The organism is Streptomyces sp. NPDC029151 (assembly GCF_055564315.1).
On sequence record NZ_JBVHWQ010000013.1, the window covers coordinates 48894 to 74680 of the forward strand.

A 25787-nucleotide genomic window follows, 5' to 3' on the forward strand; every position below is an offset into this window, starting at 1 on the left:
GAGGACAGGTGTGCGCCCGGCTGTCAGCGCCGTCTGGCAGCATGACCGCATGACTGACGATCTTGACAGCGCCCTGGCAGATCCCGCACGGCTGCTGGCAACCGACCGCGCGGCGCTGCGCCACCACCTCTGCGACGTCGACCGGACACGTGGCGTCGGAGGTGAGGTCTTTCTGCAGGCCGAGGCGATCTTCGGGGGCGCGGAGGTGACGCCCGCGGAGTTCGCATCCTGGTTGCACTTCGCGGCGAAGGCCATCGGTCAGGACGCGTACGCCGACCGGATCGCGGCGGCCGGTCCCGGCATGCCGTGGCGGACGGTGTGGGCGTGGTGGCGGCCGGCCCACTGGTTTCCGGTCCACCCGAGCCTGAACGGCGACTACTTCCGGGTCCGCCGGTGTGTGGACGGCGACCGGGAACTCGTCGAGGTGAGCGACCACCGCGGCCCCCTGTGGCTCGATGCGGCAACCGGCCACCGGGTGACAGGCGTGGACGAGGCGGCGCTGACCGACACGCCGACCGCGACCGGGGCCGCCGACGCTCCCGCGCTGTGTGATCTGGACCTGTTCCTCCCGGAGGAGTGGGAGGGCGCCGTGGCCTTCGCGGTGGACGGCGGCCGGACCCGGCATCTCATCGAGAGCGTGCACGGCATAACGGTCGTGGAGACGGACGCCGACGCACTGCGGGACTGGCCCCGCGGTGCGGGCCTCGACTCCACGTCGGCGGAGGAACCCCCGCCCGGAGCGGCCCCCGCCGTACGGCGGCCGACGGGCCCGCTCACCGCGGCCCGCGTCGACGACGCCTTCGGCGTGCGGCACGTGGTGCGCATCGCCGAAAGGGACCTGCCTGCGGAACTCGTCCACTCGGGCAGCAGGCAGTATCTGCGAGACATCGGACTGCCCGCCTGGTGGGTGTGCCACAGCGCCCAGTACGACACCCACCCGCTCGACGCGATGCGCCCACCGGCGGACGGTGCCCTGCCGCAGGACAGCCTGCCCAACGGGGTGACCGCCACCGACCTGATCGCGTTCGGCGCCACCGACTACGGCGAGCTGTACCTCCACCGTCACGACGGCACGGTGCACATCCTAAGCCGCCTGACCCGCCGTACCGGCGAGGTACTGGTGCCGCTCGCCCCGGACCTCGACGTCTTCACCCGTGCCCTGGAGACCATCGACCGCTACCGCAATGCCTGCTGGCACCCGTACCCGGTGGAGGGCGGCCAGGAAGGCGTGACGGAGCTGTTCCTGTCAGAGCTTGCGGACCTGTCTCCGAACCTCTCCGACCGGGACACTACGACGGGCACGGTCTGGAGCTGGCTCTACGCCGGCATCACCGAACTGGGGGTGGACGGCTACTGAGTCGATACGGCCCGGGTGACCCGGTGACGTCGTCTGCCACCCCCTGCTCATGCGTGACCACTTCTTTCAGCTTCGCTTCCGGGCAGCAGTGCACGCAGGGCGCCACCTGGCGGCCGGAGCGCGTGGGCGGCCTGCTGGCAGGTGACCGGCTTGCATCGGCCGCTCTTCTTGGCGGCCCAGCAGTCACCGATGTGCACGGCGTCAATGTTCGTCTTGTTGAGGCCGATGCTGGATCAGCCACTCGGGATCCGGAGGGCGCCGCTGCGGTGATCCCGCCACCGCCCGCCCCGCCGGGGGTCCGGTCCGGCAGCAACGGCTCAATGCGGGCCCACTGGGCATCAGTCAACGAAACACCCAGTCCAACGATCCGATGATCCAATAAAACGGCCCAGGAGCTGTCCGGCCGATCACGAGGTGCGTACTCTTGACGCGTGGTTGACCACGGTGTTGCCCTGCCCCACTACCGGCTTCACGTCGTGCCTGCTGTCGTGGCGCTGGCCAGCCCGACGTGACAGCGAGAGGTGTGGCTCGATCCGGATCAGTTCGAGGACCTCAGCTACACCGTGCACGTGCTCTTCGACGACTTCTGCGATGCGAGCAATCCGTCGCTCTGGCTGGGGCAGTGCCTTCGCAGCGAGGAGGAAGTCGAGCTGATGGCAGCTCTTGGTGCCGCCTACAGCGCGGTTCAGGAATCGGTCGGCGCCTCTGCCCGCGACGAGGTCTATCTGGACTCACCGGGCTGGTCCGCGGTAGTCGCCGCGGCAGCCCGGTTGGCCCAGGTGCTGGTGTCCAATGATCACTCGGCTTTGAGCAAACTGCATGACGCCGGCTATCGCTGGCCGCTCGGCACCGAGCCGGTTGCATCCGGGACGGAAGACCAGCACGTCGACTCCTGATCGCACTCAGACGACCAGGCCCGCCGCGGTGGCCGTTCAAGGAAAGCCGTAGCCACGCTTGTCATACTGTGTTGCCACGGACCGGGACCTGTCGCCGCAAGGACTCGCTGTGCTGTTACGGGCTCAGGGAGTGCTGTGTGTGGCGGTGGCCGGCACCGGCCGATGGGTTCGCACTGAATGAGATGCACGGCTTCGGCGGACAGCGCCCATGGAAGGACGTCTCCACCACCCTGGCATCGCGCCTCAATCATCCCGACGATGACGGCCCCGACCTCACGCCGATCCAGTGCGCCGCGACCCTGCCCCTCCTGCGGGAGATCGCCGACCAGGAGATCACCGACCAGTCTCGAGGCGGAACCACCGACCCACTTCTCCAACGGCACACAGACGACGCCCGCCAGTTGGGGTCGTCCTGCAGCGGTATCGAGAAGGACGTCGACCTCCTCTTTGGCTGACCCCATCGGGCGTTACCGGCGCACTCAAACCAGCAGTTACGGGACAACGCCTAGCCGGGATACGGCAGCAGGGTTGCGTTCACCGTCTCCCAGGCCGCCCTCAGCTCGGCCAGCAGCTGCGGGCGGTCCGGGGCCAGGTCGGCCTGTTCGCGGGCGTCGGCCGCGAGGTCGAAGAGGTGGTCCCTGCCGTTGGCGTCCCGGTAGTACTTGAGGTCGCCCCGTCTGAGCGCCCGGTTGCCGCGCACCCGCCAGAACAGGTCGCGTTCCGGCACCTGTTCGCCGCGCAGCAGATAGCCGGCCAGGTTGTGGCCGTCCAGCGGGTACGCCGGGTCGGGGCGGGCGCCGGCCACCTCCAGCAGGGTCGCGGTCCAGTCCGGCGTGTACATCGGGACATGGCTGACCTGCCGGCCGTCGACCCGGTCCGGCCAGCGCAGGATCGTCGGCACCCGGATACCGCCCTCCAGCAGCGATGCCTTCTCACCGCTGAGCGGCCACTGGTAGGAGAAGCGCTCACCGCCGTTGTCGGAGGAGAACACCACGATCGTGTTCTCCTCCTGCCCGGAGCGGCGCAGCGCGGCCAGCACCTGGCCGACGGCCCGGTCCAGGCTCTCCACCATCTCCGTGTACTTCGTCACCGACCCGCCGTCGTTGTGCAGCAGCGCGCCGAGCACGTTGCCGTCGCGGACCTTCGCGGCGATCTCCGCGCCGGTCTCCTCGTCGTCCTCGGTGAGCCACGGCCAGTGCGGGGTGGTGAAGTTGAGGTTCAGCAGCCACGGCTGCTCGTGCCTCCGGCCGACGTACTCCACGGCCCGCTCGGTCAGTACGGTCGTGTAGTAACGCAGGTCCTTGTACTCGGCGTCGCCCTCGTACAGGTCGTAGTCGCCGAGCTGGCCCAGCTTGGAGAAGTACTCGAGGGCCCCGCCGAAGTTGCCGAAGAACTCGTCCCAGCCGGACTTGGTCGGGCTGTAGTCGGGCAGCCAGCCGCAGTGCCACTTGCCGATCAGCGCGGTGGAGTACCCCGCCTTCTTCAGCAGCGAGGCGAGAGTCGGATGACTGGGGTCCAGTCCCTGGCTGCGGTTGGCGATGGGCTCGGCGAGTCCGCCCTTGGTGCGGCCCGGGAAGCGGCCGGTGTACAGGCTGAACCGGGTCGGGGAGCAGGTCGCCGACCCGGAGTAGGCATCGGTGAACCGCACGCCCTGTGCGGCGAGCCGGTCCAGGTTCGGGGTCTTGATGTGCGGGGCGCCGTAGACGGACAGGTCGGCCCAGCCGAGGTCGTCGGCGAAGACGAAGAGGATGTTTGGCCGCCGGCCCCGGCCGGCGTGTGCACGGGCGCGGAAGGGGCGCTCGGCGGGGGTGGCTGCTTCGGCGGTCGCGACCGTGCCCGCGACCGCCGTCGCGGCGCCGCCGCCGATCAGGCCGGTGAAGGCACGACGGGATATTGCAGACATATGGGGGTCCTCGGAGATGGCCGTGCCCCAGGACGGGCACGGCGAGGGAGGGAAGAAGAGGAGAAGGAAGAGCCGGGCTTCAGCTACAGATCGCGCTGGCCTGATGGCACAGGTCGACATGGCGCCGCGCCACGAGCACGACGCACATCCCTGTGCGGACAGCGGAGAGCCTCATGATCATGCACCCTGGCAGGGCGCGCACTGGGCGTCAACGCAGAGGGCGGGCGCGGGGGAAGGGTTTCATACGCCGTTCACACCGGGGCGTCGCCCTGATGCGCCGAGTCTGCCGTGACATACGACGTGGCCCCACCGGATGTATTCCGAGGGGCCACGCAGGTGAACGGGTTCAGCGCCTGCGCTACAGCCAGGGCCTGTCTTCGGCGGACTCCTCCGGTGAAGGAGTCACCTCGGCCACGAACGCAGCCGGACAGGCCGCCGCCGTGGGCGGTCTCGATCGCGGCGACCCCTGCGTGGTCCAGCGCGGCGGCGATGGTGCGGGCCTGGTCGACGGTGTAGCGGTGGCGTACGGCATGCATGCCGTCCCGGGGGTCACGTCCTGCACGTACAGGGCAGGGGGCTGGTTCACGGTCATCGGGGACTGCGACGCTCTGACCGACTGTCCGACACCGCCGCTCCCTGGTCGCTCAGCGTCCACCTAGTCCTGAAAGGTACGACCCAACGGCAGCGTTGGCGCCAAGTTGCGTTAGCGCCCCGCAGGTCTGCGACCGGGTTCGTCGGTGGGCATGCGGAGGGCCGCCAGGGACGCGCAGGCAGCCCTTGGGCCGGGCTTCCTCAACCTTGCCGAGGCCGGGTGTTGGGCGTCTCGACCGCCCCGTTACTTGGTGGGAGGTGGGCCGCTCTCAGGGACGTCCCGCCGTGGGCGTCTGCTTTACCGGCAGGGCGGTGCGAGGGGTGCCGTGCGGCGAGCGACCGAGCCGGCGTGGTCGTAGAAGCGGCCCACCTGGGTCAGTCGAAGAGGGCAACGAGTCCGTTCACCCAGATCGCGAGGAATCCGAGGGCCACGACCAGGCAGCCGGCGCCCGCCAGCACACCGCCGACCGTCCACGGCGGAGAGGGCGCCTCGCACGCGTCTTCCAGGTCGTGCCGGTAGGAGGCGGGGTCGTCCCAGGCGACGGGGTGCCCCAACTCCTCGGCGCAGGCGGTCCGCACCGCGACCAGCTGATCCGTCGCGAAGGCGGTGGCGGCCTTCTCTTCGGATCCGCGCCAGGCGAGGGCCTTCATCCTCCACCCGGGAGATGCGTACCGCGTCTCAAAGGCAGCCGTCTCGCCGGGGTCGCGGTCCTCCTCGAGGTACATCCAGCGTCCCGCCTCGGCTGCGTCGCCGTAGAGCCGGTACACCCCGGCCAGACGACGGCGCAGCGTCAGGTCGTCGGGGAAGGCCGAGATGAGGCCGCGCAGTCGCTGGCGCGCGAGGGGCATCCGGCCGGCGGCCAGGTCGGCGTCGACCCGGGCAAGGGTCTCTCTCAGGGGCATGCATGCATGATCGGTCAACGGACGGCTCCGGGTCGACCTGGTTTTGGCCGCTCAGCGCTCGCTCACTGCCCCGTGAGCAGGCTCTGGAAGCGCTTTGGCGGCAGGTGCCGGCGGGCGTCCCGCCAGCCACTTGGCGCTCGGGGTGGTGGACCCCGGGCCGGCGCGGCGGTGTCGCTAGGGGTGGTTTGCCCGGCGGCGGACGGTGAGTGGGCGGCCCGGCCCGCGGATCTGGCGGTGATGCCGTCGCTTAACCGATTGCCTGGTGCGTCACTTCGCGACGAGGCCCGTCGCGGCGGCGATCCGGCCAAGGGTGTGGCGCAGGGCCTCTGCTTCGGCGGGACTGATCGCCGCCAGCAGTTCCTCGTCGTTCTGTCGCGCCAGTGAGAGCGTCTGATGTCGCAGCTCGCGGCCGGTCGGCGTCAGTTCGATGAGCTGACGCCGACGGTCCACGGTATCGCGCACCCGTCGTACGGCATCGAGTTGCTCGAGCTCGTCGAGCATGTCCACGACCACGCTGGCGGTCACGCCGACGGCCTTGGCCAGTTCCAGCTGCGCCAGGGGTCCGTCGGACAGGAGTTCCAGGACGGCGCAGTGCCGGGGGCGCAGCCCGAGAGGGGCCAGCAGACCCGCGAACCGCACGTTCACCTGTTGGCCCAGCTTGCCCAGCAAGAAACCGACCGTGTCGGTCAAAGACTCTTCCGCTGCCACATCGCCGATGTTAGCCTGGCCAAATGATTCGGTCACCGAATGATATGGCTCCCTCAGTAAATGTCCGCCGGTTCGGCGGGCTCGTCGCGCTCCTCACTGTGGTCTCGTCCGGCTACTTCACCGTGTCCAGCCTGGTTGCCCCCGGCGGCCTGGTGGCTGGAGGCGACGAGGCCGCGGCCAGGACGTACGCCGCCTACATGGCGGCCCGCAGCATCGTCTTGCTCGGTGGACTGGTCTGGCTGCTGGCGGTACGCGCCTGGCGTTCCCTCGGCCTGCTGCTCGCGCTGAACGGCGCGGTCCAGATCGTCGACGCGGTGATCGGCGCTGTCCATCAGCAGGCCCCCCAGACCATCGGCCCCCTGCTGTTCGCCGCAGCCCTGCTGACAGCGGCCCGACTGCTCCGGGTCCGCGCCCGGCCTCTCGCACGGATCCGACCATCCTGAGCGGAAGTCAGTCATGACGCCACCACGTCATTCGGAGGGTCCACACAGCGAAAAGGAGAAAACGTGCGCAACAAGAGATGGCTGACCGTCCTCCTGGTGACGCTTGCCGCCGTGACACAGCAGGTGGCCATAGCAGGGGATGCCACGGCGGCTTCTTCATACGTCCTGCGTGGCTGGAAGAACGTGGCCACCGGCTACTGCCTGGACAGCAACGCCGCTGGAGACGTCTACACACGGCCCTGTAGCAGCGGGGTGAACAACTTCCAGAGGTGGAAGGTCTCCCTCACGGGCTCAGTTGAAGACTACAGGTTCTTCGAGCTGCAGAACTACGCAACAGGGCTGTGCCTGGAGAGCAACGTGTGGAACGCGGTCTACACCCACTCTTGCACGAGGCGGAACAACCAAACCTGGGTCTCTCGGAAACTGGACCACGGCTATATCTTCACCAACCAGGCGACCAACAAGGTCCTGGACAGCAACGCCGACCAAAAGGTGTACACCCACGATTACAACGCGGGCAACTTCCAGCAGTGGATCTCTCTCAACTACTGAGCTGCATTCGGGCAGGGCGTGACTGGAGCGACGCACACCGCCTTGCCCAAACCGCCCACGACGCATCTGACGTGTGCACTGATACCAACTCCAGCCAATTCCGGCCGCAGAGCCGCCCGGCAGCCGCTCACCAGGACCTTGCAACACCAGCTTGCCGGATGCAGGTTGCAGTCGGAAGCTGAGTGGACTGGCAGGGTTGCACCGGGGTCCACTCGGCCACGGAGACCGTCCGCCGCTGACTCCCAAGGCCCCGACCATGCTCGGGCTCAGGCATCTGCGGGCCGCCCGGGCGGAGCCCTCGCGGAAGGTCGGCGCCAGCGCCGCCCCGCCGTCGGACGATCCGGCCCATGTAAGAGACTTCTGGCTTTGGTCGGTCGGCGGCGGGCACACGGCCCGTGAGCATCGGCGGGGCGTGGCAATGACCCTCGCGCTGAACGTGTCATCGGCGTACGCCGGGGCGACTGTCAGCCTCACCTGCGGGCCCGGATCTTTCCGACGACGGGGACACAACTACCCGGACGTCGTCGCCGACCAACGGCGAAGAGCCGGTCGATCAGGTCACTCTGACCCACGATCTGAAGCCCGGCCACTCCGGACGGTCAAGGTCCCAGCACCGTGCACCTCGCCAGGTGGCACCGTTGAGTGCGCCTACGGCACTCTGCGGCCCGACGAGGGCCGAACCGGCTCGATCGTGGCCGAGGCCCCCGCAGACGCGACCGGACCGGTGCCTGTCTCGGCTGGGTGGGACCGGGTTGCGGCTGGTGTGGGCGAGGTGGCAGGTGCGTCCGACGTGAAGAAACAGGGACCGCCGCCGCCCTCGGCGCCGTCGAAGATCCAGGGCCCCCGCCGGTCCGGGACCGGAGCGGGACGCCGGCAGCCTGCCAAGGTGGACAGGCCGCTGGTCACCGGGCGGACCAGCGGCCGGTTCGCTCGGCGACGCAGGTGCCGGCGGGGTCACCGGGGTGCTCGGTGTTGCGCCAGGGCCGTCAGCGCTGCGGCGTGGTGCCTGGCCGGAACGACACATGCAAACTGTAGGAGAATCCGCCGCCGCTGACCGTGTTGCCCGTGACCGCGACATCGCTCACCGGCGACACGAATCCGTCGGTGTCCGCGGCCACACGGACCGCGTCGCGCTGAGCCCCGGAGCTGCCTGCCGCCACCGTCACCTGGTTGTCCACGATGTCGACTCCCGAGATCGGGTTCGGACCCACCGGGACCGGCGACTCACCGAGCGTCTTCGCCGTGAGAGAGCTGACGTAGATGCCACCACAACTCTCGTTGATCGTGTTGCCGCGGACGGTGATGCTCGTGGTGTTCATCGCGCCGACGGCGTCCCACTTGGCGTTGTCCACGACATTGCCCTCGATCAGGACGCGGGCGTGTACCTGACCGACCTTCTTGCCGCCGGTGTGGGAGCCGACCAGCTTCGCCCAGGCGGGCTGGGAATCGGACGCACCCGCGTAGTTGCGCAATACCTGCACGTCCACGGTCGGTGTGCCGTCGCTGGCACCGGCCCAGGTGTTACCGGAAAGGGGCAAGTCGAGCTGGACCGCCTCGCCGTGCCACAGACCCTGTGTCGGGTCCTCGACCCAGCCTTTGAAAAGGCAATCCCGGACCACGCCCCGACGCACTGCGTTGAGCTCAACCGCGTGCCACCACTTGACGTTCCAGACCGTCACACCTTCGACTTCGACGTCTTGAGTATGGACGAACGTCAGCACATTCATCGGCGGGGCCTTGTCGGCACGGGCCCGAGTCGCGCCGGAGTCCTCCCACACCCATGCGGAGATGGGATCCCACTCTCCGCCCTTGACCATGATGTTGCCAGGCGCCGAGTAGCCCGTCGTGGCGGAGCTGGGAACGTGGTTGATCAGCATGGTGGCGGCCTTGGCACCACTGACAGCCGGCGCGGCGAACTTGCCCTGTTCATCAGTTTCGTACACAGGACTGGGCGAGTGCTGGTTCTTGCGGTCAGGCGTGTAGTCCTTGATGGTGGTACGGAACTTGGCGACGAACCGGGCACCGGTCGCATCCAGAACCGTGTTGCCACCGATGACCAGGGTGTCGAGCAGCGTGTAGGTGGGGACGCCCTCGTAGCCGGCCTTCACGATGATCCGGCCCTTGCTGTCGACGCCGTCCGGCCCGGCAACGCCCGCCGCCGCTTTGTCCAGCGCCTTGCGCAGAGCAGTGACGTGGGCCGCCTCACCCGAAACGGACGGGTTGATGCCCGCGGAGGCCGGCGCCGCCGATGCCTGACCCCCCATGACAGCCGCGGCACCGGCCACCACTCCGCCGCGCAGCAACCCTCGGCGACTGATCCCTGCCATACCCGCCCCCAGCTCTCGATACCGGCTACCCCAACCGAACAGCCGTGTGATGACCCTAAGCACCGGTCCAAGCCTCCACCAAGTTTCGTCATCACCGCACGATCCTTGTCCTTTCCCTCGAACTCCGGTTCTTTCGAAGGATTCAGGGTCGGGTACGGCGCCAGCGCACCCCCTCGGTCGGCAGGATCCGGCGGACCTGACTGCGACCATTCCGGATGCCCAGCCGTGTCGCCTCAGCGGCCAGCGCGTCGAGAGTCCACTCCGGTGGCACGGCCTCGTCCACCGCGGCAAGGTCGCCGCCCGCCTGCACGGTCATGTGCCCTGGTGCAGTCTCTCTGATCAGGCCGATGATTTGAAGGCGTTCGGGGATGGCCGGCATGACTACAACGACATCTTCTAGTTGTCGGGGGAACCGGACGTGCAAGACGGTGGCCGACTCCCGCCGCACCAGGAAGCGTGGCCGGGTACAGGCGGTGCATCAGTGCTTGATAGTCGGGACAGGGCCGGCGGATCTGGTCCTTCACATAGCCCTCAACGGTGCGCGGTGAGATACCCAGTAGCTCCGCTGCCACCCAAGTGGTCTTGTGATGCCTGACCAGGTAGCACATCCGCGCGCCGGCAGACTTCGGGATGGGACGAGTGAACGCCCGCTGCACGGCGCCACGAGGGGTCGGACGTTGTCGGTGGCGGCCGGTACGTTGAGATCATGGGTGTCTATCTGGTGAGTATCGCCGCACAGGACTGGTCGCGGCCCGGGGAGGACGGGTACGGCGACGTCGCCGTCGCGCTGAACACCGAGCTGGAGCGGCGCGGGCTGCCCCCTTACGAGCTGCGGCAGGCCGCACGGGAGGCGCCGGGCTGGTTCGAGGAGAAGGTCAGCCCGTCCATGGACGGCTTCGTGGCGCTGTGCAGGACGCGGCTGACCGACGCGGAGTTGTCGGCTCTCCTCGACTGGAACGTGCTGGTGCCGTTCGCGCTGGAGGAGGAGATCGTGCTCCCCGTCGGCACCGCCTACTCCGGGGAGCAGACTGCGGTCGCCGGAGCCCCGCGGGTGCTGGCCCTGGCCGAGCGGCTGGCCGGCGCCGTCGAACTGCCCGTGGACGCGATACCGGCGGGCGAGAACCTCGCCCTGAGCCTGTGGTTCCTGGAGGGCGAGGCGGAGCGGACCGCCCGGGTGCGGCCGGGACGGTGGGCCGAGGACCGGGACGCGGCCTTCTACGTGGCGCTCTACCTGCGCGCCGCGCAGTACTCCCTGCGGTACGGCTGCCCTATGACCTACTCCTGAGCCACGACGGCGGCCGGCCGGACAGGCCGTACACGGGCCGGGGGTCGTGTCCGCCGCGTGCCCGAGCCCGCGACCTACCGGGACATCGCCGCGTTGCGTCGCTCCCTGGAACTCGGCCAGGGCAGCGCTGCACACGGCCGACCGACGAGGCCCCCGCTCCGGCCCCGAGCACGGCGCGGACCCGTGGCATGGCGCCCGGTCTGGGCGCCGAGCCAGACGACGGTTCGGCGCGGTGGCCCCAGCAGACGCGCAACCCGCTGAGCGCGCGCCGATCCCTGGGCGCGGCCGCGCCGCCCATCCCACCCGTCCCCTCCCCCATCACTCCAGCCAAGCGACAGGGGCAGAGCAGCCGTAACGGGGATGTCAGCGGGCCGACCACGGTAGAACTGCGTGGTGACGTGACCTGCGTGCTCGTGGTCGACCGGGGAGGCCGGCCACGCGACCCGGACGACCTCCATGGGCGCGCGAGGGGACCCGGCTCACTACGTGCCGCCGGCGCCGAGGGGACGATCTCCCAGTAGGGGTGCCACCACAGCCGTACGGACAGAGGCAGCAGACGGCGGCGCAGAGCGGTGATGTCGCGGAGGCGAGGTGGGGCGAGCGCTTGGTAGGTGGCGTGCCGGGCGACTTGCCTGCACCAGTGGTGACTGCCCATCGAAGGCGCCATCGCGGACAACTTCGATGCACACGGGTTGCTGTGGAGGATCACGCCGCGTCGGCTACGACACGACGGGTCTTCGACCGACGGCGGTCAGGGAGTCGGGGCAGCCGGGATCGAGCCGGAGATGCAAAAGATCGTCTGCCCCTGGTCGTTCTTGATTCGCATCTGTACCTTGGCGTCGTACTCCAAGTAGCGGGGGCGGGACGTCAGAGAAAGTTCCAGGTAGCCCTCGGTCGCCGTGTTGGGCCCGAGGGGGGCCAGGGCCGTGGCCGACGACAAGCTCCGGCCGGCCCCCGGGTCGAGGTACTCCACGGTGGGCCTGGCCACAGCCGCGCCGGTGACGGCGCGAAGTCGACACGGACCGCCGGCTGCACGTATCCGAGTGCGCCCGGAGATGGGCGCGACCGACCAAGCCTCGTACTTCGATGGGGCCTTCGGTCTGTACGAGATGCTCGGCTTCCGCTTCGCCTCGCGCTTCCGCGACCTCTCGGACCAGTGGCTATGGCGGGCCGACCTGCCCCAGGGCGAGGCGCCGGCCGCCGGGTACGCGCCGCTGGAGGCCGTCGTGTGAGTTCGGCCTCGCGTGCTTCGATGGCGGTGTCGGCGGTGCCGCCGCCCCTGCCGGACGGCGGCTCGCCGTCCCAGCGGCAGCGAGCCGACCAGCGCGGCGGAGGAGCGTGCGGTTGGCGTCCTCGTACGCGGCGCGGTCAGCGGTCTGGTGTCCCAGGAACAGGACCTGGGCGGCGGCCGTCATGAGCCGGTCGGAGGTCTCCGCGTGTTCAGGCTTGCTGGTAGTCGGCCAGCCTCTGCCAGCTGGTGTGTCGGGCCGTAATCGCTGCTTGCCAGACGGAAGTTGGGGCAGCCAGCATGGCGGCCTGTGCCAGCAGGCGTCGAAGGGTGAGGGATGACCTCGAGTGGAGTTGATGACGGCTCGACGGTCCGTCGACGAGCGAGCTGGAAAGCGGTCCGTCCATCGCGGCTTCGTTGGTGGTCCTCGCCGCAGGTACGGCCGTCGTCCTGTTCTTCACGGCCAAGGTGTGCGACCAGCAGCTGGCATCGAACGGCACCGTCGTCAGCGTGTGCCGTCATCCCCAGATGACGGATCCGCCCATGGTCGTCGCCGGTCTCGTGATCCTAATGCTCCTGGGTGTCTTCTTCTCCGAGGTGTCCGGGTTCGGGATCACTCTGAAGAGACAGGTTGAAGAAGCCCGAAGCACAGCGCAGGACGCCATCCGAGAGACGAGGCAGAGCGACGCGAGACACCAGGAGACCGCCGAGGATCTGGCCGACGGGGTGAGAGAGGCACTCAGCAGGGCGCAGCCCACCGGTAGGCCCGACGAGCCGCCGGGTGACCCCGTCGCTCGGCTGGCCGCGCGGTACAACGAGATCCGGTGGACCATGTCCAGCGGACGTGCTCGGACGCAGGCGATGAGCGACCTGGTGGACGAGATGGTCCGGCTGTTCCGAGACGTCCGAGACTTCGACGTCGATCGGCATCCCCGCAGCGGTGACCGCGGGTTGCGACTGGCCGCCGCCGCTTACCTGTACGCCAACCCGGATCCGGCGTGGGGACCCGCGCTCGCCGAGGCAGCGGTGGCCGAGGACAAGCCGTTCAACGAGTACTGGGCACTGAAGGCACTGCGCGAGGTGTTCAGGGGCCACTGCGAGCAACTGGACGACGCGACCAGGGCGCTGCTGCAGCACCGTATGCACGAGCTCGGACCCGGAGTCGACCGCTCCGAACAGATCCGGAAATTGCTGCGAGACTGCCCGGCGCGGCGCAACGGTGGGACCGTGGTCTGAGGCACGGCCTCACGGCCACGCAAGCCCCCTCACAGCCGGTTGCGCTGTACGCCGCCACGCGCCCCGAGTCCGACGTCGACCCGCTCCGCCCGCTGCTCATGGGCAAGAGCCTGTGGGAGTGGCCGTCGTGTGCGACACCGATGCCTGCCTCGCCGTCTGCCTGGCGGTGGAGACGGGCGACGACGAAGACGCGCGCTCCGTCTCTGAGGCGTCGCAGGTGGTGCGCGACACTGCCCAGAGCGACGGATGGGATGGCCAGCTTCGGCTTCCGGCAGCCGGTGATGACCTGCCCCGGCTGCGCGGACGGCCGGGGGCCTGTGCGTGAACGCGGCGCACCGGCCGGATTGTGCTGCTCGCCGCCGTCGTCCCCACCATCGTCGCCGCATCACTGACCGGCCTCGCAGCGTCCGCCCACGCCACGACCGCCGCGGGCGGGCCATCCGCGGTCGAAGTACAAGCTGAGGGAGGTGTGCTCAGGACTTTCCGCCCACCACGGCGACCGGCCGCGTGTGCCGGTCGCCGATGTCGGTGCCGCTTCCGGCGGTCTACCCTGCGTGCGAGGTGACGGTGAAGTTGCTGTACCCGCCGCTGTCGGTGGTGGCGGCGGAGGGGCCGTAGACGATGCCCGTGTCGTCCTGCCGGGCGCGGACGGTGACCGCCTGGTAGGCGGAAAGCGGTGCGCCGTCTACGGTGACGTACGAGAAGGGGACGTTGACGGTCCTCGGCCAGGACGAGCCCGTGTTGACGTGGGGGCGCTCCACGACGATCTCGGCGCTCTCCGAGCGTGCCGCGGGGGCCCTCTTGGTCAGGGTCTGGCGTTGCCCCTGGGAGACGTTGTCGATCGTGAGGATGTAGTTGGCCGGATCGACGGAGCTTCGGACGACGGAGGCCGTGATGTGGTCCCCGGCCTGTACGGCCATCGGGATCGGCTGCGCGTACGAGTCGGTGCCCGCGTTGACGACTTCCCAGAAGGCGCTGTGCTGGGGGTAGAGGTCGCCGGTCCGGCAGGCGGCGAGGGATCCGACCTGGACCAGGCTCTCCGTGAAGCTGGTGTCCAGCCCGTCGAGGCCCACCCAGACACCGAGATGGGCGTCGGGGACGTCCTGGCAGGTGAACGCCGGCTCGGTCCACGCCGCGGTGACGGCTCGCGGTGCCGGGTTGACGGGGCTGCTGGGCACCACGTAGCCGGCCCAGTTGATGTACGGCGAGTCGGCGAGGTCGAGGTCGTCGATCTGGACCCAGGAGTCCGCGCCGGGGGCGACATAACCCACGTAGAGCGTGACGGAGGTGTGGGTACCGGAGTTGAAGGCCATGGAGAGGTACTGGTAGGCGCCGTTGGTGACGACCTTGCCGTAGTTCTTCTGGACGATGGTGCGTCCGTCGGTTCCGCGCGCTCCGAAGTACCCGGTGCTGTAGTTGCCCGACGTCCTCACCCAGCCCTCCAGGTAGTACACCGTCTGGGGTTTGACCGTCACTTGTTGTTTGACGGCGTTCCAGTTGCGGCTGGAGGTCCGGATGAAGGCGTTCTTGCGTCCGGTCTTCTGGTATCCGAGGTCGATGTCGATGCCCTTGTAGTCCGGTCCCTCTCCGGACCAGGCGCCGGAGATGGTGCGACTGGTCTGTTCCTCGAATCCCGGATCGTGGATCAGCCCCGTCGGACGGGCTGAGGCGGCTGGGCCTGTGACGGTGAGCAGGGCCCCGACGACGGCAGTGAGGAGGGTCAGGATCAGACAGCGTGGAAGTCGCATACTCGATTTCCCCGATCAGTGTGCGAACAGGCCGGACACCAGCGTCCGGGAACGGCTCGGCGGATGTCCAAGTCCGCATTGCTATGGCCGGTAAGCGGCGGTTATCGCTTCAGGTGGCGCGGGTCGACCGACCCGCCGGGAGACTGCGACGGCCGCACGGTCTGCCGGGCGGTGAGGGCCGCCAGCGCGGAGAACCGCAGGGGCAACTCCCGCCGGTCGTCCTTGCGGCGGGCCACCACGGTCACCGACTGCGGCAGATCGCACAGCTCCACGATCCGGACGCCTGCGGGAAGGGGGATGTTCCGGCAGCTGTACGGGCCTGGGCAGACCACGCGGTTGAGCTTCACCGACAGCAGGATCTCCTGGGGCGTTGCCGCCGGTTCACCGACGAACCGCGGCGGGAGGTCGTTGCGTTGCGGATACAACTGCCAATACCGTCGCATGTGTTCGGACACCCCGGGGTCGACCTGTGGCAGCGCCTCGTCGATCACGTGTGTGAGCCGGACCTGATCGGCGTCCCACAGCGGGTGGCCCACCGGAACCGCGAGACCGTGCGGTTCCTCGATGAGCGCCTCCCACACCAGCAGCCCGGGGTCGACGGGCAGCCGCATCAGGGCCACATCGATCTCCCCCTTGATCAGCGGCTGGTCGCACTCGGCGAATCCGATTTCCCGCCAAGCGAGGCGCACCTGCGGATATGCCTCGGTGAAGGCACTCAGCACCGGGACGTGCACCTCCATGGGCAGAGGAAGCGAAATCCCGACGCGTAACGTGCCGCGATCGTGCATCGCGCGCCGGGCGGCAGCCGCCGCCTCGTCCACCTCGCTGAGCACCTTGCGTACGCGTTCGTAGAAGACCTCCCCCGCCGGGGTGGGCACCACGCCGCCGGGACCACGGAACAGCAGCGTCACCCCGAGTTCGCGCTCCAGATCCCGGATCTGCCGGCTGAGCGCCGGCTGGGAAACATGCAGCCGGGCGGCGGCCCTGGTGAAACTGTTCTGCTCCGCGACAGCCATGAAATATCTGAAATGACGCAGTTCCATGTCCGCCCCCCCATTTACCGCCACGGCACACAGCATTCCCGCCGGGCTGCCGCGGCGATCCGGCCTCCCGGGGCAACGGCCACAAGTCGGGCCTCACGTCCAGGCGGGCTCGGCTGACGTCATGAGGTGAATCGAGCATTACCGCCGTCGAGCGGTAGTGCGTCGATCGTGCGCCTAGCCCGCAGAAGCGGACATATAGCGTACGAAGCGCGTACGTATTGCGTACAAGTACTACGGCAACGACACTCAGGGGTTCTGCGGCGAGTCGTGCTCGGTCAGGGGGCGGGCAGCGGCCGGGGCGCATGCGGCTGCAGGCGTTCGGTGAGGAAGGAGAGAATCTCGTCGCGCGCCCGGACCGTGGGGTGGCCGGCCTCGTCGACGAGATGGGCGGTGACGACGCTGTGCGGGGTGCCGACCAGGTCGGCGAAGAAGGGTGGCGGGGCCGGGTTGGCGGCCGTGTCCGGCAGAACGCGCCCGTCGAAGGCGTCGCCCAGTAGCGCACGGTAGGCGGCGAAGCGCTGCCCCGTGCACCAGCGGTCGCCCTCGAAGCGGTAGGCGAGAACGGTGAGTCCGTCGCGGTGGAGCCGGTCGCGCACCGCGCGCGCGTCCGCCGCGTCGAGTTCGAGCCCGGCGGGGTCGTCGAGCGGCAGCGACGGGTGGTTGACCACCGGGGCGATCACGGCCGGCTCCAGGGCCATGGTGAGGGCGAAGTTACCGGTGAAGCACAGGCCGATCGCGCCCACCCCCGGCCCGCCGCACGCGGTGTGGGCCTGGCGCGCCAGACCGCGCAGCCAGACCGTCACCGGGCTGGTGCCGCCCCCGGCGAAGGCGCGGAACTCGGCGCTGACACAGGCCCTGCGGACGACCTCTCGGCCGCCCTCGACCGTGGGAAAGGCGCCGTCCGTCCCGAACAGGGAGGGCACATGGACGGTGAAGCCCGCGTCGAGCACCCAGCGGGCGAGCCGCAGAACGTCGGGGCTGATACCGGGCATCTCGGGCAGCACCACGACCGCGGGGCCGGTCCCGGCCACGTACACCGTCTTCGTCACCCCCTCCACGGCCATGCTGCGGCGGGTGAAGTCGGTGATCGGATCGTCGTGGTTCATGGGACCAGACTGGTCCAGGTCCGGCTGCCGGGTGAGGGGCGGGATCGCCAAGGCCAGGGGTAATCTCGCCATACGCAAGGGTGGCGCGCGGCACGCGGTCGGTGCCCGGGCCGGAGCAGACGGGGGGCGGGCCATGGCGGAGGCGGAGTCCGCGCGGCAGGCGGAGGGCGGCGCGGGACCAGTCACCGGGCGAAGTGCGCCACGGGACGGCAGGAGACCGGGTGCCGGGCGGGACGCCGTGCGTAACAGCACCGGGCCGGGCGCCGGACGGACTGCGCAGCGGGACGGCACGGAGCCGGACGCCGGGCGGCATGCGCTGAGGGTCGGGGTTCTGGCGTATCCGGGCTGCTTCGCCTCCGAAGTGTTCGGTGTGCCCGACCTGCTGACTATGGCCGGGCATGTCGCCGGGCCGGATGCGCCCGGCTACCGGGTGTCGGTCGTCTCGCCACGCCGCCGGGTCACCGCCTCGGGGGGCGCGAGCCTGGAGGTGCGTCCCGTGCCGGAGGTCGACGTCCTCGTCGTCCCTGGCTTCGAAGTGCGCCCGGACACGGACCTGGACGCGCGGCTCGCGCCGCTCGCCCCGGAGATCGCCGCGATCCGCGCGCAGGCGGGCGCCGGCACCGCCGTCGTCTCCCTGTGCGTCGGTGCGTTCCTGCTTGCCGAGGCCGGGCTTCTCGACGGGCGCCGGGCGACCACGTCCTGGCTGCACGCCGGCGAACTCGCCCGGCGCTGCCCGGGCGCCGACGTGCGGCCCGAGCACCTCGTCGTCACCGACACGGGTGTGACGACCACGGCCGCCTTCAGTGCCATGTACGACTTCGCGCTGGACCTGATCCGCCGGAACAACGGCGCCCGGGTGGCCCGTGCCACCGCGCGGTTGACGCTCCTCGACGACGCACGGAACGCACAGACCCCGTACGTCGACCCACGGCTGCTCCCCCAGCCGGGCCGGGAGTTCTCCCAACGGGTCATGCGCCGGCTGGACCAGAACCTCGCCGAGCCCTACGACCTCGCCGCCCTCGCGGCCGCCTTCCAGGTCAGCACCCGCACGCTGCTGCGCCGCTTCGCCGACGAGACCGGACGCAGCCCGCTGGCCCACCTGCAGGCCTCCCGGGTCCGTCGCGCCTGCCATCTTCTGGAGGCCACCGACCGTACCGTCGCCGCGATCGCCGCGACCGTGGGCTACCGGGACCCCGGCACGTTCGCTGCTCTGTTCGTCCGCCACACCGGCCACCGCCCCAGCGCCTACCGGACCGCCTTCCGCCGCAGGTCTGGGTCACCCGTCCCGGAAGGCGGCGCCGTGGTGGCACATGATCACGCCCGCGCCTGACGAGTCGGGCACGTCCAGCTGGTCGCGCTGGTCGCGCTGGTCGCGTGACAGGTCTGGGGGTGCTCCGCGCCGGTCGACGACTGCAGGTTGTCGCCGGAGTCAACGGCGATGTCAGGGAACTTAGTCGTGGTCATCAACGGGTGACTGTGACGCACACGGACGGGAACCCTCAATCGTCCAACTCGGTGAACAGGGTCAACTGGAGCGCACCCGGCGCCTCGAGGCGGGAGTTCAGGGAGTTCCATGGGGTGCGCGTCGGTTCGGCGACCACCTGGGCTCCGGCAGCGGCCAGCTTCGACGTGGCGGTGACCGAGTCGTCGACCTGGAAGGCGACCCTGATGTGGCCGGCTACTCGCCGCCCGACCTCCACTTCGTCGATGAAGGCGGCATGATTGGGATCAGTCAGCTCCAGGGTGGCCCGACCGGCGTCGAGGATGGTGACCCGTCCGTCGGGCGAGGCGAATGCGCCGCGCTCGGTCAAGCCCAGGACGTCGCGGTAGAAGTGCAGCGCCGCGTCGTAGTCGGCAGCCGTGACCACCAAGCGGAGTTCGCGGACGGCAGGTTCGTCGGACATGTCGGCTCCTTGAAGATCTTGAGTACCGACTCGTCAACCCGGCGATCGACTGGTTGATTCCCCCGGCGGACGGATCGGGGTCAGAGTGTCTGCGCGTCGAACGCCGGCCAGGCCGTATGAAAGCCGCGTCAAGACCTCGGTCACCTCGTCCGCTGTCGGGCCGGCGAAGGGTTGAGGGCCGAAGCGATCAAGGAGGGGTGCCGTTCGCGAAGGGGAATGATGCCGGACAGCAGCGAGGGCCGGAGCAGTAGCAACTGTTCCGGCCCTTTAAGTCAGCTCAGGTGAGCCTCAGCGCGTGGTGGGCAGGTAGTCCCAGCAGTAGTCGTCGCCGCCGATGGAGGCGAGGAGACTGTCGCCCACCGCCCTGGTGACCGTGGTGCCCGCGCTGTAGCCGTTGTCGACGCGGAACTGCTTCACCCATCGCTGGGTGGTGCTGCCGTAGTTGCCGGTCTCCGAGATGTTGGCCTCCCCCGGGTAGTTCCGATTAAGGATGCGCTGGACGCACCACACGCCATGGACGTTGGTGGATCCGGCCGCGATGGTGCCGACCGATGGACTGGCGTTGGCGTGGGTGGCCCCGACTATGAGGAGGCCGGCGGTCATGGCCATGGTGGTGATCTTGGCAGCGAGCCGCTTCATATGGATCTCTCCTTGGTGTGTGTGGTAGCCGCTGGCGGACCAGCCCTGCGGAGTCCGACGCTCCGCATACCGGGACGCAGGTAGGCGCTTCTCCTGCCCGGGCTGACGGAGTCGGTGTAAAAAGCCTGCCTTGAGGGAAATCCGGTCGCCAGGCCTTTCATCCATGGCCAAAAGGGTCGGCCGTATGGACGATCGCACTCGTGGTGGGACGCTGACCTGCGTCGTATCGCCGTCGCTGCGGCCCCCATCGCGCTGCTCGAGATCGCACTCAGCGTGCCCCGCTCACGCGGGCGCCTGCCCTCCGCCGCATCACCCCACGCGTGCGGAGCGGGCTGTTGGCCCCGCTGTCCCTGATGCCGGCGCCGTCGTGCTGGTGTGTGGTGACCTGGTGGGGCCCCGGCGATGGTGCCTGGTGACACGCTGAGCGCCCAGCCCACGCGACGACCATCACGGTCCGCACTCGTGCGCAAAGCGCGAGAAGGTCGGGGCCGTTGACGGGGCCCCGGCGCGGCGCGCGGCCGCCGACCCTGCGACGCGTCACGACGCGACGACCGTCTGCCCCAACCCCCGTTCAGTGCCCGGGTGGAGACCGTGCACGAAAAGCCGGCCTTCCGCCACGCGTTCACCAAGTGCCGCTGCCGGCTTCCGGCGGATGGCCTCAGGGAGGCCCAGACAGGCGGCCACGGCCAGCTGCACCCGGTCGCCCGGGTCGACGTGCGGGCGAGGGTACAAGACGAAGCCGTAGATGGCGGCGAAGGGCCCCTCGATGCCGACCTACAGCTGCGAGTCGAGGAAGGCGTCGACGTCCTTGCCGCGCACGTCGTCCTGCTGCTGGATGCCGGCCCACCGCACCCTCCCGGCCGAACCCTCGGTAGCGTCCTCCGCAGTTTCCGGGCGCCAGAGCACCAGGGGTGCGTCGGAAGTGAGGAAAATCGGCCTGCGGCAAGTCGGCTTGCGGCAAGTCTCGAGCCGCCAGTGCCGAACACGGTGCAGCCCGATGCACACCCGGACGGAGCTGAGCGTCACGGCGACCGCTGGGTCGTGGGTGCAGCTCGCGGCCGTCGGTACCAACGGCCGGCGGCATTCCCGTCTCGTCTATTCGGCGCAGAACGGGAAGCCACTGTCTTTCCAAGCCGCTGACTCGTGCTCGATAGCCGTCGAGGGCATGCAGTTGTCGTCCGTGATCGTGTAGAAGCCAGTCTCAGCGGCGATGTTCTTGACGTTGGCGAGGCGCGTCTTCGACGGGCACCGGCGCCTCACCCTGACCATGTCGCCTCGCCCCAATCGTTCCAGGCAGGTCGGAGCACATAGTGGTGGAGCCTCGGACCGACATCTCACAGGAACTCGCGGGCACCGCGAAGGGCGGGTGGTCAGCTTCCGTTGGATGGCGCGGCTGTCCAGCCGTACGTCGAGCCCGCCGGGCAGGTCCGTGGCGGAGCGGGTGCGGTAGGCAGCGGGCGGGGTCGAGACCATCGCGGCGGGCGATGACTTCGCCTGGTTCGTAGTGGCTGACTGCGTCCGGGCCGGGAAGGTGGAAGACGCCGGTGGCGTAAGAGTGGGTGATCACCAGCTGCTCGTCCTTGGAGTGGCCGTCGCCGGTGATCAGAAGGGTGCGGGCGACGGCCGTGCCGGGGCACAGGCAGCGTCGTCCACGGTGCGGACGTGGCTCCCGCCGCCCGCGTCCGCTCGGGGTGTGTCCGCAGCCTCAAGGACATGACCGACGTGGGAACTTGAGGCGGGTGGCCGTACCTGGCGATGCGGACCTGGGAGGGGGCCGCTCTACTTCACCGCTCCGGTGCGGAACGGGTGACCGCCGTCGTCGATCCGCAGCGTGCCCGAGCGGGGGCCCTGGGTCCATCTCAGGTCCAGGTACCAGCGCACCTCGCTCTTCGACGTGTGCGCGGTGACATCCAGGACCAGGGGGTCCCGGCGGACGCCTCGTACGGTAAGCCGCGCCTCGGGCTCACGGCCCGGGGCTCGGGGGCGTCCAGGTCCACGGTGAACGGGTGCTGTGCGTCCGTGCCTTGGCAGTCCGCGTAGGTGACTTCGGCGGGTGAGGCTTCGGCGGACAGCACCCGGACGTCCATGGCGGTCATGGTCACGGGGCCTTCTGCCGTGCTTCGCACCTTCAGGCGGAACGTCGTGGGACGGGTTCGCGTGCCGTCCGTCCGGGGGCAGTCGTCGTCTGACGGGACGACGGCCGCCGAGAGGGGGACGTTCCCTCCGGCCGCCCCGACCTCCTCGGCCGACGGGTCGGGCACCGTGATGGCCGGGACCGTCAGGTCCGGTACCGACTCGGCGCGGAACCGGTCGATGGCCAGTGCTCCGGAGGTGCTGAGGGCGACCACGGCGGCCCCCAGCAGGACGTACCGCGAGACGAGTTGTCGGGCTCGCGGCGCCGGTTCCGCGGCAGTCGGCGGACTCTGGACGACCGGCGCCGGCGCGGGCACCGGCACCGCCTCGGGCGCCGGCACCGGCAACTGCGCACCCTCCGGCGGGCTCGCTCCCCTCCCGCGCCGAGCCTCGTCCGCCACCGCCCATCGCCGGTGCAGCTCCAGCAGCTCCCCGGGGGCCGCCCGGCAGATCCGGCCGAAGCGTTCGACCGGGGCGAACTCGGCCGGCACCGAGTCACCGGTGCAATAGCGGTGCAACGTCGAGGTACTCAGGTGCAGCCGGCCCGCGAGAGCGCCGTAGCTGAGGCCCGCGCGCTCCTTCAGCGAGCGCATCATCTCTCCCAGCCCGGCCGCCGCATCGGCGTCCCTCACCGCCCCCACCCCACCCACACATCCCACCCCTGTGTCCCATGCAGCCGCATCCCGCCTGGTCAGGGGGTACGGAACGTCCCAGCGTCCCGGAACGGCCGTCCGGGCTGGCCCGGGACGGACGTCCAGGGCAGGCTGCGATCACCAACCGGCGAGCCCGACAAGAGGATCATCACACATCTCGCCGGACGACTCGCGCGCGCACGCGCGGCCCCGCAGTCGACCGACCGATCCGCCCCAGGATGGAAATGATCACCGTCATACGCCAGACCCGCTCGTCCCGAAGATTCCTGATGCGCCGGCCGGCGATGGTGGCGAGAGGCACCGTGCTCGGCGCGCTCCTCGCCCTGCTGCTGTCGGTCTCCGGCGTCTTCCTCTCCGCCACCCCCGCCCGGGCGAACGACTACTACAGCAGCATCACCGAAGCCTCCGCGGCCAACGTCGACTGGATGTCACGCGTCCCGGACGGGACCAACCTCGCCTGGCTCTCGGTGCCCGGCACCCATGACAGCCTCGCGCTCTGCGGGGACACACCGGACCCGGACACGGGCCAGTGCTCGGGCATCGTCACCAGCATCACCCAGACGCAGGAGAACCACGGCTTCAGCGCGAAGACCCTGACCACCCAGTTCGACGCCGGCATCCGGGCGCTGGACATCCGGGTCCGTATCGACAAGGGGGACGAGGGGCTGAAGTTCACCGTCCACCACGGCGCCACCTACCAGTACGCCAACTTCACCGACGTACTGAAGGCCACCCGCGACTTCCTGAGCGACCACCCCGGGGAAACCGTCCTGATGAACCTGAAGGCGGAGTGCACCGGCTCCACCTTCTCCTGCAAGGACGCCGACGGGTTCGGGACCGACGAGTGGCGCAAGAAGATCTTCGACTCCTACCTGGACGGCCACTCGTACACCGGGGACGGTGACGAGAGCACCCCGTCGACCGCCTGGCGGAACCTGTTCTGGGGTCCCTCGGTCACCGGCAGGAGCCAGTCGAGCCGCGTCCCGACGCTCGGCGAGGTACGCGGCAAGGTCGTGCTCCTCGGCTACCGGAACACCGGCGGCGGCATCTTCGGCGGCTACGGGCTGCAGCAGCCCTACCCGTCCGGCGGCTCCAACGAGGAGTACGTGCAGGACGACTTCGAGCTGTCCACCATCAGCGACATCGACGACAAGTGGGAGAAGGTCCGCGCGCACCTACGCCGGACCAATGGCACGTGGGACGGCAGCCGCCCCGGTGAGAAGGAGCACGAGTACCAGCAGGACGCGCTGTATGTGAACTACACCAGCGGCTCCGGGGCCGGCGTCCACCCCTACACCGTGGCGGGCGGCACCCCGACGGCGACCGGTGTGAACAACTTCCTCATCCAGTGTCTGCGCGCCGAGAAGGACCGGTGCCCGGAGTTCTACGCCGGACGCGACGACCGGTTCGGCGGGCGGTCCGACCTGGACCGTATGGGCGTCATGATGATGGACTTCCCCGGCGGCAAGCTCATCGACGAGATCGTCGCCCGCAACTCCGTGACGCACACCGACATCCGCGACGTCATGGTGGTCGGCGATTCCATCAGCCACGGGTACGAGGGCGACCACACCTGGCGCTACCGGCTGTGGGACTGGGCCAGGAGCAAGAAGTGGCCGGTCACCTTCATCGGACCGTACCGGGGCACCGTGCAGCAGGCCGACGCGCAGCCGCCGCGGCCGCCGGCGCTGGGCGAGAGCGACGGCGGCGAGGCCACGGAGCCGGGTCCGGGCGACCCACGCGTCCAGGGTGAGTACGCCGAGGACGTGAACGCCGGGTTCTCCGCCGGCGGCTCGGCTCACTACGCCCTCTGGGGGCGTTCGCTGACCCGGACCGTGCCGACCATCAAGCCGGTGATGCAGGAACTGAAGGCCAAGGGCCGTACCCCCGACCTGCTCCTGGTCGAGCTGGGCTTCAACGACATCGGCTGGTACGGGGCGGGCGCCGATCTGGTCGGCACCATGAAGAAGTTCGTGGACAACGCGCGGGCGGTCAACCCGGACGTGCGGATCGTCCTGGCCAACGTCCCCCAGCGGACCACCCTGGGCGACGCGAACCCCGGCCTCCCCCAGCGCATCAGCGACTACAACGCGGCCCTCGCCAAGGCGGCCCCCGGCTGGAGCACCAGCGCCTCGCCGGTGGAGCTGACCGACCTGGACAAGGCGATGGGCTGCGATCCGAAGGCGACGACCTGCGCCACCACCTACGACGGGCTGCACCCCAACGCCCTCGGCGAGTACCGCATCGCCCAGGCGTTCGGCACCGTGCTGCACAAGGAGTTCGGCATCGGCTCCACCGCGCCCGACGTACCGGACAGCGCACCGGCCCGGTCGCTCGCCACGCCATCCGGCATGAAGTTCGACGGCACCCGGCAGGGCGTCACCGCCACCTGGAACAAGGTCTTCGGCGCGCACACCTACGACGTTCAGTGGCGTGACGTCACCACCGACTCGCACGCGGACTGGCAGGACGTGGTGCCCGGCGTGAACGCCCCGCGCTACGACATGTCCTGGCAGTTCACCGACCAGCCCTACGACGGCCACACCTACGAGGTCCGGGCCCGCGCGGTCGCCGGTGACGGCGCGGCCAACCGTTCCTCGTGGTCCTCGGCGGTCCGGGGCAAGGCGGCGCCGACGACGGCGGGGCGGCCTCCGGGGCTCACCGCGACGGCCGGCGCGGGCTCGATCGACGTGCGCTGGCAGGCGCCGACCGACTCGCACAGCGGCTCGATCGTCCGGTACGCGGTGTGGGTGTACGACAAGAGCACCCCGTTGAACTACTCCCGGATCATCGGCTACCCGGCTTCCGCCCGCTCCGCCAGGATCACGGGGGTCACGGCGGGTCACGAGTACGTGATCCTGGTCTGCGCCTGGAACGCGTCGGGTGAGGGGAAGCCGAGCATGAGCGACACGGTGATCCCGGGCTAGCGACCGGGTGCGCCGTCCGCGCCGAGCGCTCCGTCCGGGGAAACGTTCCGGGCGGGGCGCTCGGCCACGAGAATCGAGGAGAGCACAGCGGCGATCGGCGGGGCTGTGACCCGCGCTACCGCAGGCCGAGAAGCGGCAGCGTTCCGCCCGATGAGCCTTGTTCCAGCGAGCCGTCCCGAACCGCGTGCGGGTGCGCACCGGCCCC

General features: G+C 69.7%; 26 protein-coding genes and 3 pseudogenes. 11 read left to right on the forward strand and 18 right to left on the reverse strand.

Annotation, left to right across the window (positions count from 1 at the left end; all coding sequences use genetic code 11):
* Nucleotides 1-49 precede the first annotated feature (49 nt).
* Entirely contained in the window at nucleotides 50-1357 is a 1308-nt protein-coding gene (locus ACZ4VF_RS34425) for an SUKH-4 family immunity protein (RefSeq protein ID WP_467930946.1), read from the forward strand.
* 47 nt (nucleotides 1358-1404) lie between these two features.
* Here ACZ4VF_RS34425 and ACZ4VF_RS34430 read toward each other — a convergent pair whose 3' ends face one another.
* Nucleotides 1405-1554 (reverse strand): hypothetical protein, encoded by a 150-nt coding sequence (locus ACZ4VF_RS34430; protein ID WP_467930947.1) that lies wholly within the window; start codon nucleotides 1552-1554, stop codon nucleotides 1405-1407.
* Nucleotides 1555-1878: 324 nt separating this feature from the next.
* Here ACZ4VF_RS34430 and ACZ4VF_RS34435 point away from each other — a divergent pair, with 324 nt between their 5' ends.
* A complete protein-coding gene (locus ACZ4VF_RS34435) occupies nucleotides 1879-2253 on the forward strand; it encodes an SCO4402 family protein (protein WP_467930948.1) in 375 nt (124 codons plus the stop codon).
* 182 nt (nucleotides 2254-2435) lie between these two features.
* Nucleotides 2436-2708 carry a hypothetical protein gene (locus ACZ4VF_RS34440; protein WP_467930950.1) on the forward strand — a complete coding sequence of 91 codons (273 nt, stop codon included), beginning with the start codon at nucleotides 2436-2438 and terminating at the stop codon, nucleotides 2706-2708.
* A 50-nt stretch (nucleotides 2709-2758) separates the two neighbouring features.
* Here the strand turns inward: ACZ4VF_RS34440 and ACZ4VF_RS34445 are convergent, their stop codons facing one another.
* The 5 genes and pseudogenes from ACZ4VF_RS34445 to ACZ4VF_RS34465 all read right to left on the reverse strand — a co-directional run bounded on the left by ACZ4VF_RS34445 (nucleotide 2759) and on the right by ACZ4VF_RS34465 (nucleotide 6358).
* Entirely contained in the window at nucleotides 2759-4156 is a 1398-nt protein-coding gene (locus ACZ4VF_RS34445; RefSeq protein WP_467930951.1) for a sulfatase family protein, read from the reverse strand.
* A 79-nt stretch (nucleotides 4157-4235) separates the two neighbouring features.
* Nucleotides 4236-4337, reverse strand: a complete 102-nt coding sequence (locus ACZ4VF_RS34450) for a putative leader peptide (RefSeq protein ID WP_356161937.1) — start codon at nucleotides 4335-4337, stop codon at nucleotides 4236-4238.
* Between the two features lie 241 nt (nucleotides 4338-4578).
* Nucleotides 4579-4748: pseudogene (locus tag ACZ4VF_RS34455) on the reverse strand (4-hydroxy-2-oxovalerate aldolase); the annotation flags it as partial.
* A gap of 374 nt (nucleotides 4749-5122) precedes the next feature.
* On the reverse strand, nucleotides 5123-5650 hold the full coding sequence (locus ACZ4VF_RS34460; RefSeq protein WP_467930953.1) for a DUF6584 family protein: 528 nt from the start codon (nucleotides 5648-5650) through the stop codon (nucleotides 5123-5125).
* Between the two features lie 267 nt (nucleotides 5651-5917).
* Nucleotides 5918-6358 carry a MarR family winged helix-turn-helix transcriptional regulator gene (locus ACZ4VF_RS34465; protein WP_467930954.1) on the reverse strand — a complete coding sequence of 147 codons (441 nt, stop codon included), beginning with the start codon at nucleotides 6356-6358 and terminating at the stop codon, nucleotides 5918-5920.
* Nucleotides 6359-6402: 44 nt separating this feature from the next.
* On the opposite strand from ACZ4VF_RS34465, the gene ACZ4VF_RS34470 reads away from it, so the two are divergent.
* Nucleotides 6403-6801: a hypothetical protein gene (locus ACZ4VF_RS34470; RefSeq protein ID WP_467930955.1), complete on the forward strand. Its 399-nt coding sequence runs from the start codon at nucleotides 6403-6405 to the stop codon at nucleotides 6799-6801.
* A gap of 63 nt (nucleotides 6802-6864) precedes the next feature.
* Nucleotides 6865-7353 carry an RICIN domain-containing protein gene (locus ACZ4VF_RS34475; RefSeq protein WP_467930956.1) on the forward strand — a complete coding sequence of 163 codons (489 nt, stop codon included), beginning with the start codon at nucleotides 6865-6867 and terminating at the stop codon, nucleotides 7351-7353.
* Between the two features lie 986 nt (nucleotides 7354-8339).
* Here ACZ4VF_RS34475 and ACZ4VF_RS34480 read toward each other — a convergent pair.
* The 3 genes and pseudogenes from ACZ4VF_RS34480 to ACZ4VF_RS34490 form a co-directional block, all read right to left on the reverse strand.
* Nucleotides 8340-9680: a hypothetical protein gene (locus ACZ4VF_RS34480; protein ID WP_467930958.1), complete on the reverse strand. Its 1341-nt coding sequence runs from the start codon at nucleotides 9678-9680 to the stop codon at nucleotides 8340-8342.
* A gap of 142 nt (nucleotides 9681-9822) precedes the next feature.
* The gene (locus ACZ4VF_RS34485; protein ID WP_467931081.1) at nucleotides 9823-10059 is read right to left on the reverse strand and encodes a hypothetical protein; all 237 of its coding nucleotides are present in this window, start codon (nucleotides 10057-10059) and stop codon (nucleotides 9823-9825) included.
* A 91-nt stretch (nucleotides 10060-10150) separates the two neighbouring features.
* Nucleotides 10151-10336: pseudogene (locus ACZ4VF_RS34490) on the reverse strand (telomere-protecting terminal protein Tpg); the annotation flags it as partial.
* Nucleotides 10337-10386: 50 nt separating this feature from the next.
* Between ACZ4VF_RS34490 and ACZ4VF_RS34495 the strand changes: the two are divergent.
* Entirely contained in the window at nucleotides 10387-10965 is a 579-nt protein-coding gene (locus ACZ4VF_RS34495) for a hypothetical protein (protein ID WP_467930959.1), read from the forward strand.
* Between the two features lie 751 nt (nucleotides 10966-11716).
* Here ACZ4VF_RS34495 and ACZ4VF_RS34500 read toward each other — a convergent pair.
* Nucleotides 11717-11953 (reverse strand): hypothetical protein, encoded by a 237-nt coding sequence (locus tag ACZ4VF_RS34500; protein WP_467930960.1) that lies wholly within the window; start codon nucleotides 11951-11953, stop codon nucleotides 11717-11719.
* Between the two features lie 67 nt (nucleotides 11954-12020).
* On the opposite strand from ACZ4VF_RS34500, the gene ACZ4VF_RS34505 reads away from it, so the two are divergent.
* Nucleotides 12021-12197, forward strand: coding sequence for a Tn3 family transposase (locus tag ACZ4VF_RS34505; RefSeq protein WP_467930962.1), 177 nt, complete (start codon nucleotides 12021-12023; stop codon nucleotides 12195-12197).
* 4 nt (nucleotides 12198-12201) lie between these two features.
* Here ACZ4VF_RS34505 and ACZ4VF_RS34510 read toward each other — a convergent pair.
* Nucleotides 12202-12413 (reverse strand): annotated as a pseudogene (locus tag ACZ4VF_RS34510) (hypothetical protein); the annotation flags it as partial.
* A gap of 200 nt (nucleotides 12414-12613) precedes the next feature.
* On the opposite strand from ACZ4VF_RS34510, the gene ACZ4VF_RS34515 reads away from it, so the two are divergent.
* On the forward strand, nucleotides 12614-13429 hold the full coding sequence (locus ACZ4VF_RS34515; RefSeq protein ID WP_467930963.1) for a hypothetical protein: 816 nt from the start codon (nucleotides 12614-12616) through the stop codon (nucleotides 13427-13429).
* Between the two features lie 127 nt (nucleotides 13430-13556).
* On the forward strand, nucleotides 13557-13754 hold the full coding sequence (locus ACZ4VF_RS34520) for a hypothetical protein (RefSeq protein ID WP_467930964.1): 198 nt from the start codon (nucleotides 13557-13559) through the stop codon (nucleotides 13752-13754).
* 220 nt (nucleotides 13755-13974) lie between these two features.
* Here the strand turns inward: ACZ4VF_RS34520 and ACZ4VF_RS34525 are convergent, their stop codons facing one another.
* The 3 genes from ACZ4VF_RS34525 to ACZ4VF_RS34535 form a co-directional block, all read right to left on the reverse strand.
* Nucleotides 13975-15177 carry a G1 family glutamic endopeptidase gene (locus tag ACZ4VF_RS34525; protein ID WP_467930965.1) on the reverse strand — a complete coding sequence of 401 codons (1203 nt, stop codon included), beginning with the start codon at nucleotides 15175-15177 and terminating at the stop codon, nucleotides 13975-13977.
* 101 nt (nucleotides 15178-15278) lie between these two features.
* On the reverse strand, nucleotides 15279-16220 hold the full coding sequence (locus tag ACZ4VF_RS34530; RefSeq protein ID WP_467930967.1) for a LysR family transcriptional regulator: 942 nt from the start codon (nucleotides 16218-16220) through the stop codon (nucleotides 15279-15281).
* 275 nt (nucleotides 16221-16495) lie between these two features.
* A complete protein-coding gene (locus tag ACZ4VF_RS34535) occupies nucleotides 16496-17326 on the reverse strand; it encodes a dienelactone hydrolase family protein (protein WP_467930968.1) in 831 nt (276 codons plus the stop codon).
* Nucleotides 17327-17696: 370 nt separating this feature from the next.
* On the opposite strand from ACZ4VF_RS34535, the gene ACZ4VF_RS34540 reads away from it, so the two are divergent.
* Nucleotides 17697-18656, forward strand: a complete 960-nt coding sequence (locus ACZ4VF_RS34540) for a GlxA family transcriptional regulator (protein ID WP_467930969.1) — start codon at nucleotides 17697-17699, stop codon at nucleotides 18654-18656.
* 169 nt (nucleotides 18657-18825) lie between these two features.
* On the opposite strand, the gene ACZ4VF_RS34545 is transcribed toward ACZ4VF_RS34540, so the two are convergent.
* From ACZ4VF_RS34545 to ACZ4VF_RS34560, 4 genes are all read right to left on the reverse strand, one after another.
* The gene (locus tag ACZ4VF_RS34545) at nucleotides 18826-19230 is read right to left on the reverse strand and encodes a VOC family protein (protein WP_189979603.1); all 405 of its coding nucleotides are present in this window, start codon (nucleotides 19228-19230) and stop codon (nucleotides 18826-18828) included.
* A 288-nt stretch (nucleotides 19231-19518) separates the two neighbouring features.
* Nucleotides 19519-19869, reverse strand: coding sequence for a hypothetical protein (locus tag ACZ4VF_RS34550; RefSeq protein WP_467930971.1), 351 nt, complete (start codon nucleotides 19867-19869; stop codon nucleotides 19519-19521).
* A 774-nt stretch (nucleotides 19870-20643) separates the two neighbouring features.
* Complete coding sequence (locus ACZ4VF_RS34555) at nucleotides 20644-20775, reverse strand: hypothetical protein (RefSeq protein ID WP_467930972.1); 132 nt, start codon at nucleotides 20773-20775, stop codon at nucleotides 20644-20646.
* 953 nt (nucleotides 20776-21728) lie between these two features.
* Nucleotides 21729-22634, reverse strand: coding sequence for a helix-turn-helix domain-containing protein (locus ACZ4VF_RS34560; protein WP_467930973.1), 906 nt, complete (start codon nucleotides 22632-22634; stop codon nucleotides 21729-21731).
* 245 nt (nucleotides 22635-22879) lie between these two features.
* Here ACZ4VF_RS34560 and ACZ4VF_RS34565 point away from each other — a divergent pair, with 245 nt between their 5' ends.
* Nucleotides 22880-25582 (forward strand): phosphatidylinositol-specific phospholipase C domain-containing protein, encoded by a 2703-nt coding sequence (locus tag ACZ4VF_RS34565; RefSeq protein WP_467930975.1) that lies wholly within the window; start codon nucleotides 22880-22882, stop codon nucleotides 25580-25582.
* Nucleotides 25583-25787: the final 205 nt, after the last annotated feature.

Excerpts from the sequence above, each read along its gene's own strand:
- ACZ4VF_RS34425 (WP_467930946.1), top strand. The coding sequence starts at position 50 with ATGACTGACGATCTTGACAGCGCCCTGGCAGATCCCGCACGGCTGCTG.
- ACZ4VF_RS34440 (WP_467930950.1), top strand. The coding sequence starts at position 2,436 with ATGCACGGCTTCGGCGGACAGCGCCCATGGAAGGACGTCTCCACCACC.
- ACZ4VF_RS34445 (WP_467930951.1), bottom strand. The coding sequence starts at position 4,156 with ATGTCTGCAATATCCCGTCGTGCCTTCACCGGCCTGATCGGCGGCGGC.
- ACZ4VF_RS34450 (WP_356161937.1), bottom strand. The coding sequence starts at position 4,337 with ATGATCATGAGGCTCTCCGCTGTCCGCACAGGGATGTGCGTCGTGCTC.
- ACZ4VF_RS34460 (WP_467930953.1), bottom strand. The coding sequence starts at position 5,650 with ATGCCCCTGAGAGAGACCCTTGCCCGGGTCGACGCCGACCTGGCCGCC.
- ACZ4VF_RS34470 (WP_467930955.1), top strand. The coding sequence starts at position 6,403 with ATGGCTCCCTCAGTAAATGTCCGCCGGTTCGGCGGGCTCGTCGCGCTC.
- ACZ4VF_RS34480 (WP_467930958.1), bottom strand. The coding sequence starts at position 9,680 with ATGGCAGGGATCAGTCGCCGAGGGTTGCTGCGCGGCGGAGTGGTGGCC.
- ACZ4VF_RS34485 (WP_467931081.1), bottom strand. The coding sequence starts at position 10,059 with ATGCCGGCCATCCCCGAACGCCTTCAAATCATCGGCCTGATCAGAGAG.
- ACZ4VF_RS34495 (WP_467930959.1), top strand. The coding sequence starts at position 10,387 with ATGGGTGTCTATCTGGTGAGTATCGCCGCACAGGACTGGTCGCGGCCC.
- ACZ4VF_RS34505 (WP_467930962.1), top strand. The coding sequence starts at position 12,021 with ATGGGCGCGACCGACCAAGCCTCGTACTTCGATGGGGCCTTCGGTCTG.
- ACZ4VF_RS34525 (WP_467930965.1), bottom strand. The coding sequence starts at position 15,177 with ATGCGACTTCCACGCTGTCTGATCCTGACCCTCCTCACTGCCGTCGTC.
- ACZ4VF_RS34530 (WP_467930967.1), bottom strand. The coding sequence starts at position 16,220 with ATGGAACTGCGTCATTTCAGATATTTCATGGCTGTCGCGGAGCAGAAC.
- ACZ4VF_RS34535 (WP_467930968.1), bottom strand. The coding sequence starts at position 17,326 with ATGAACCACGACGATCCGATCACCGACTTCACCCGCCGCAGCATGGCC.
- ACZ4VF_RS34545 (WP_189979603.1), bottom strand. The coding sequence starts at position 19,230 with ATGTCCGACGAACCTGCCGTCCGCGAACTCCGCTTGGTGGTCACGGCT.
- ACZ4VF_RS34550 (WP_467930971.1), bottom strand. The coding sequence starts at position 19,869 with ATGAAGCGGCTCGCTGCCAAGATCACCACCATGGCCATGACCGCCGGC.
- ACZ4VF_RS34565 (WP_467930975.1), top strand. The coding sequence starts at position 22,880 with ATGATCACCGTCATACGCCAGACCCGCTCGTCCCGAAGATTCCTGATG.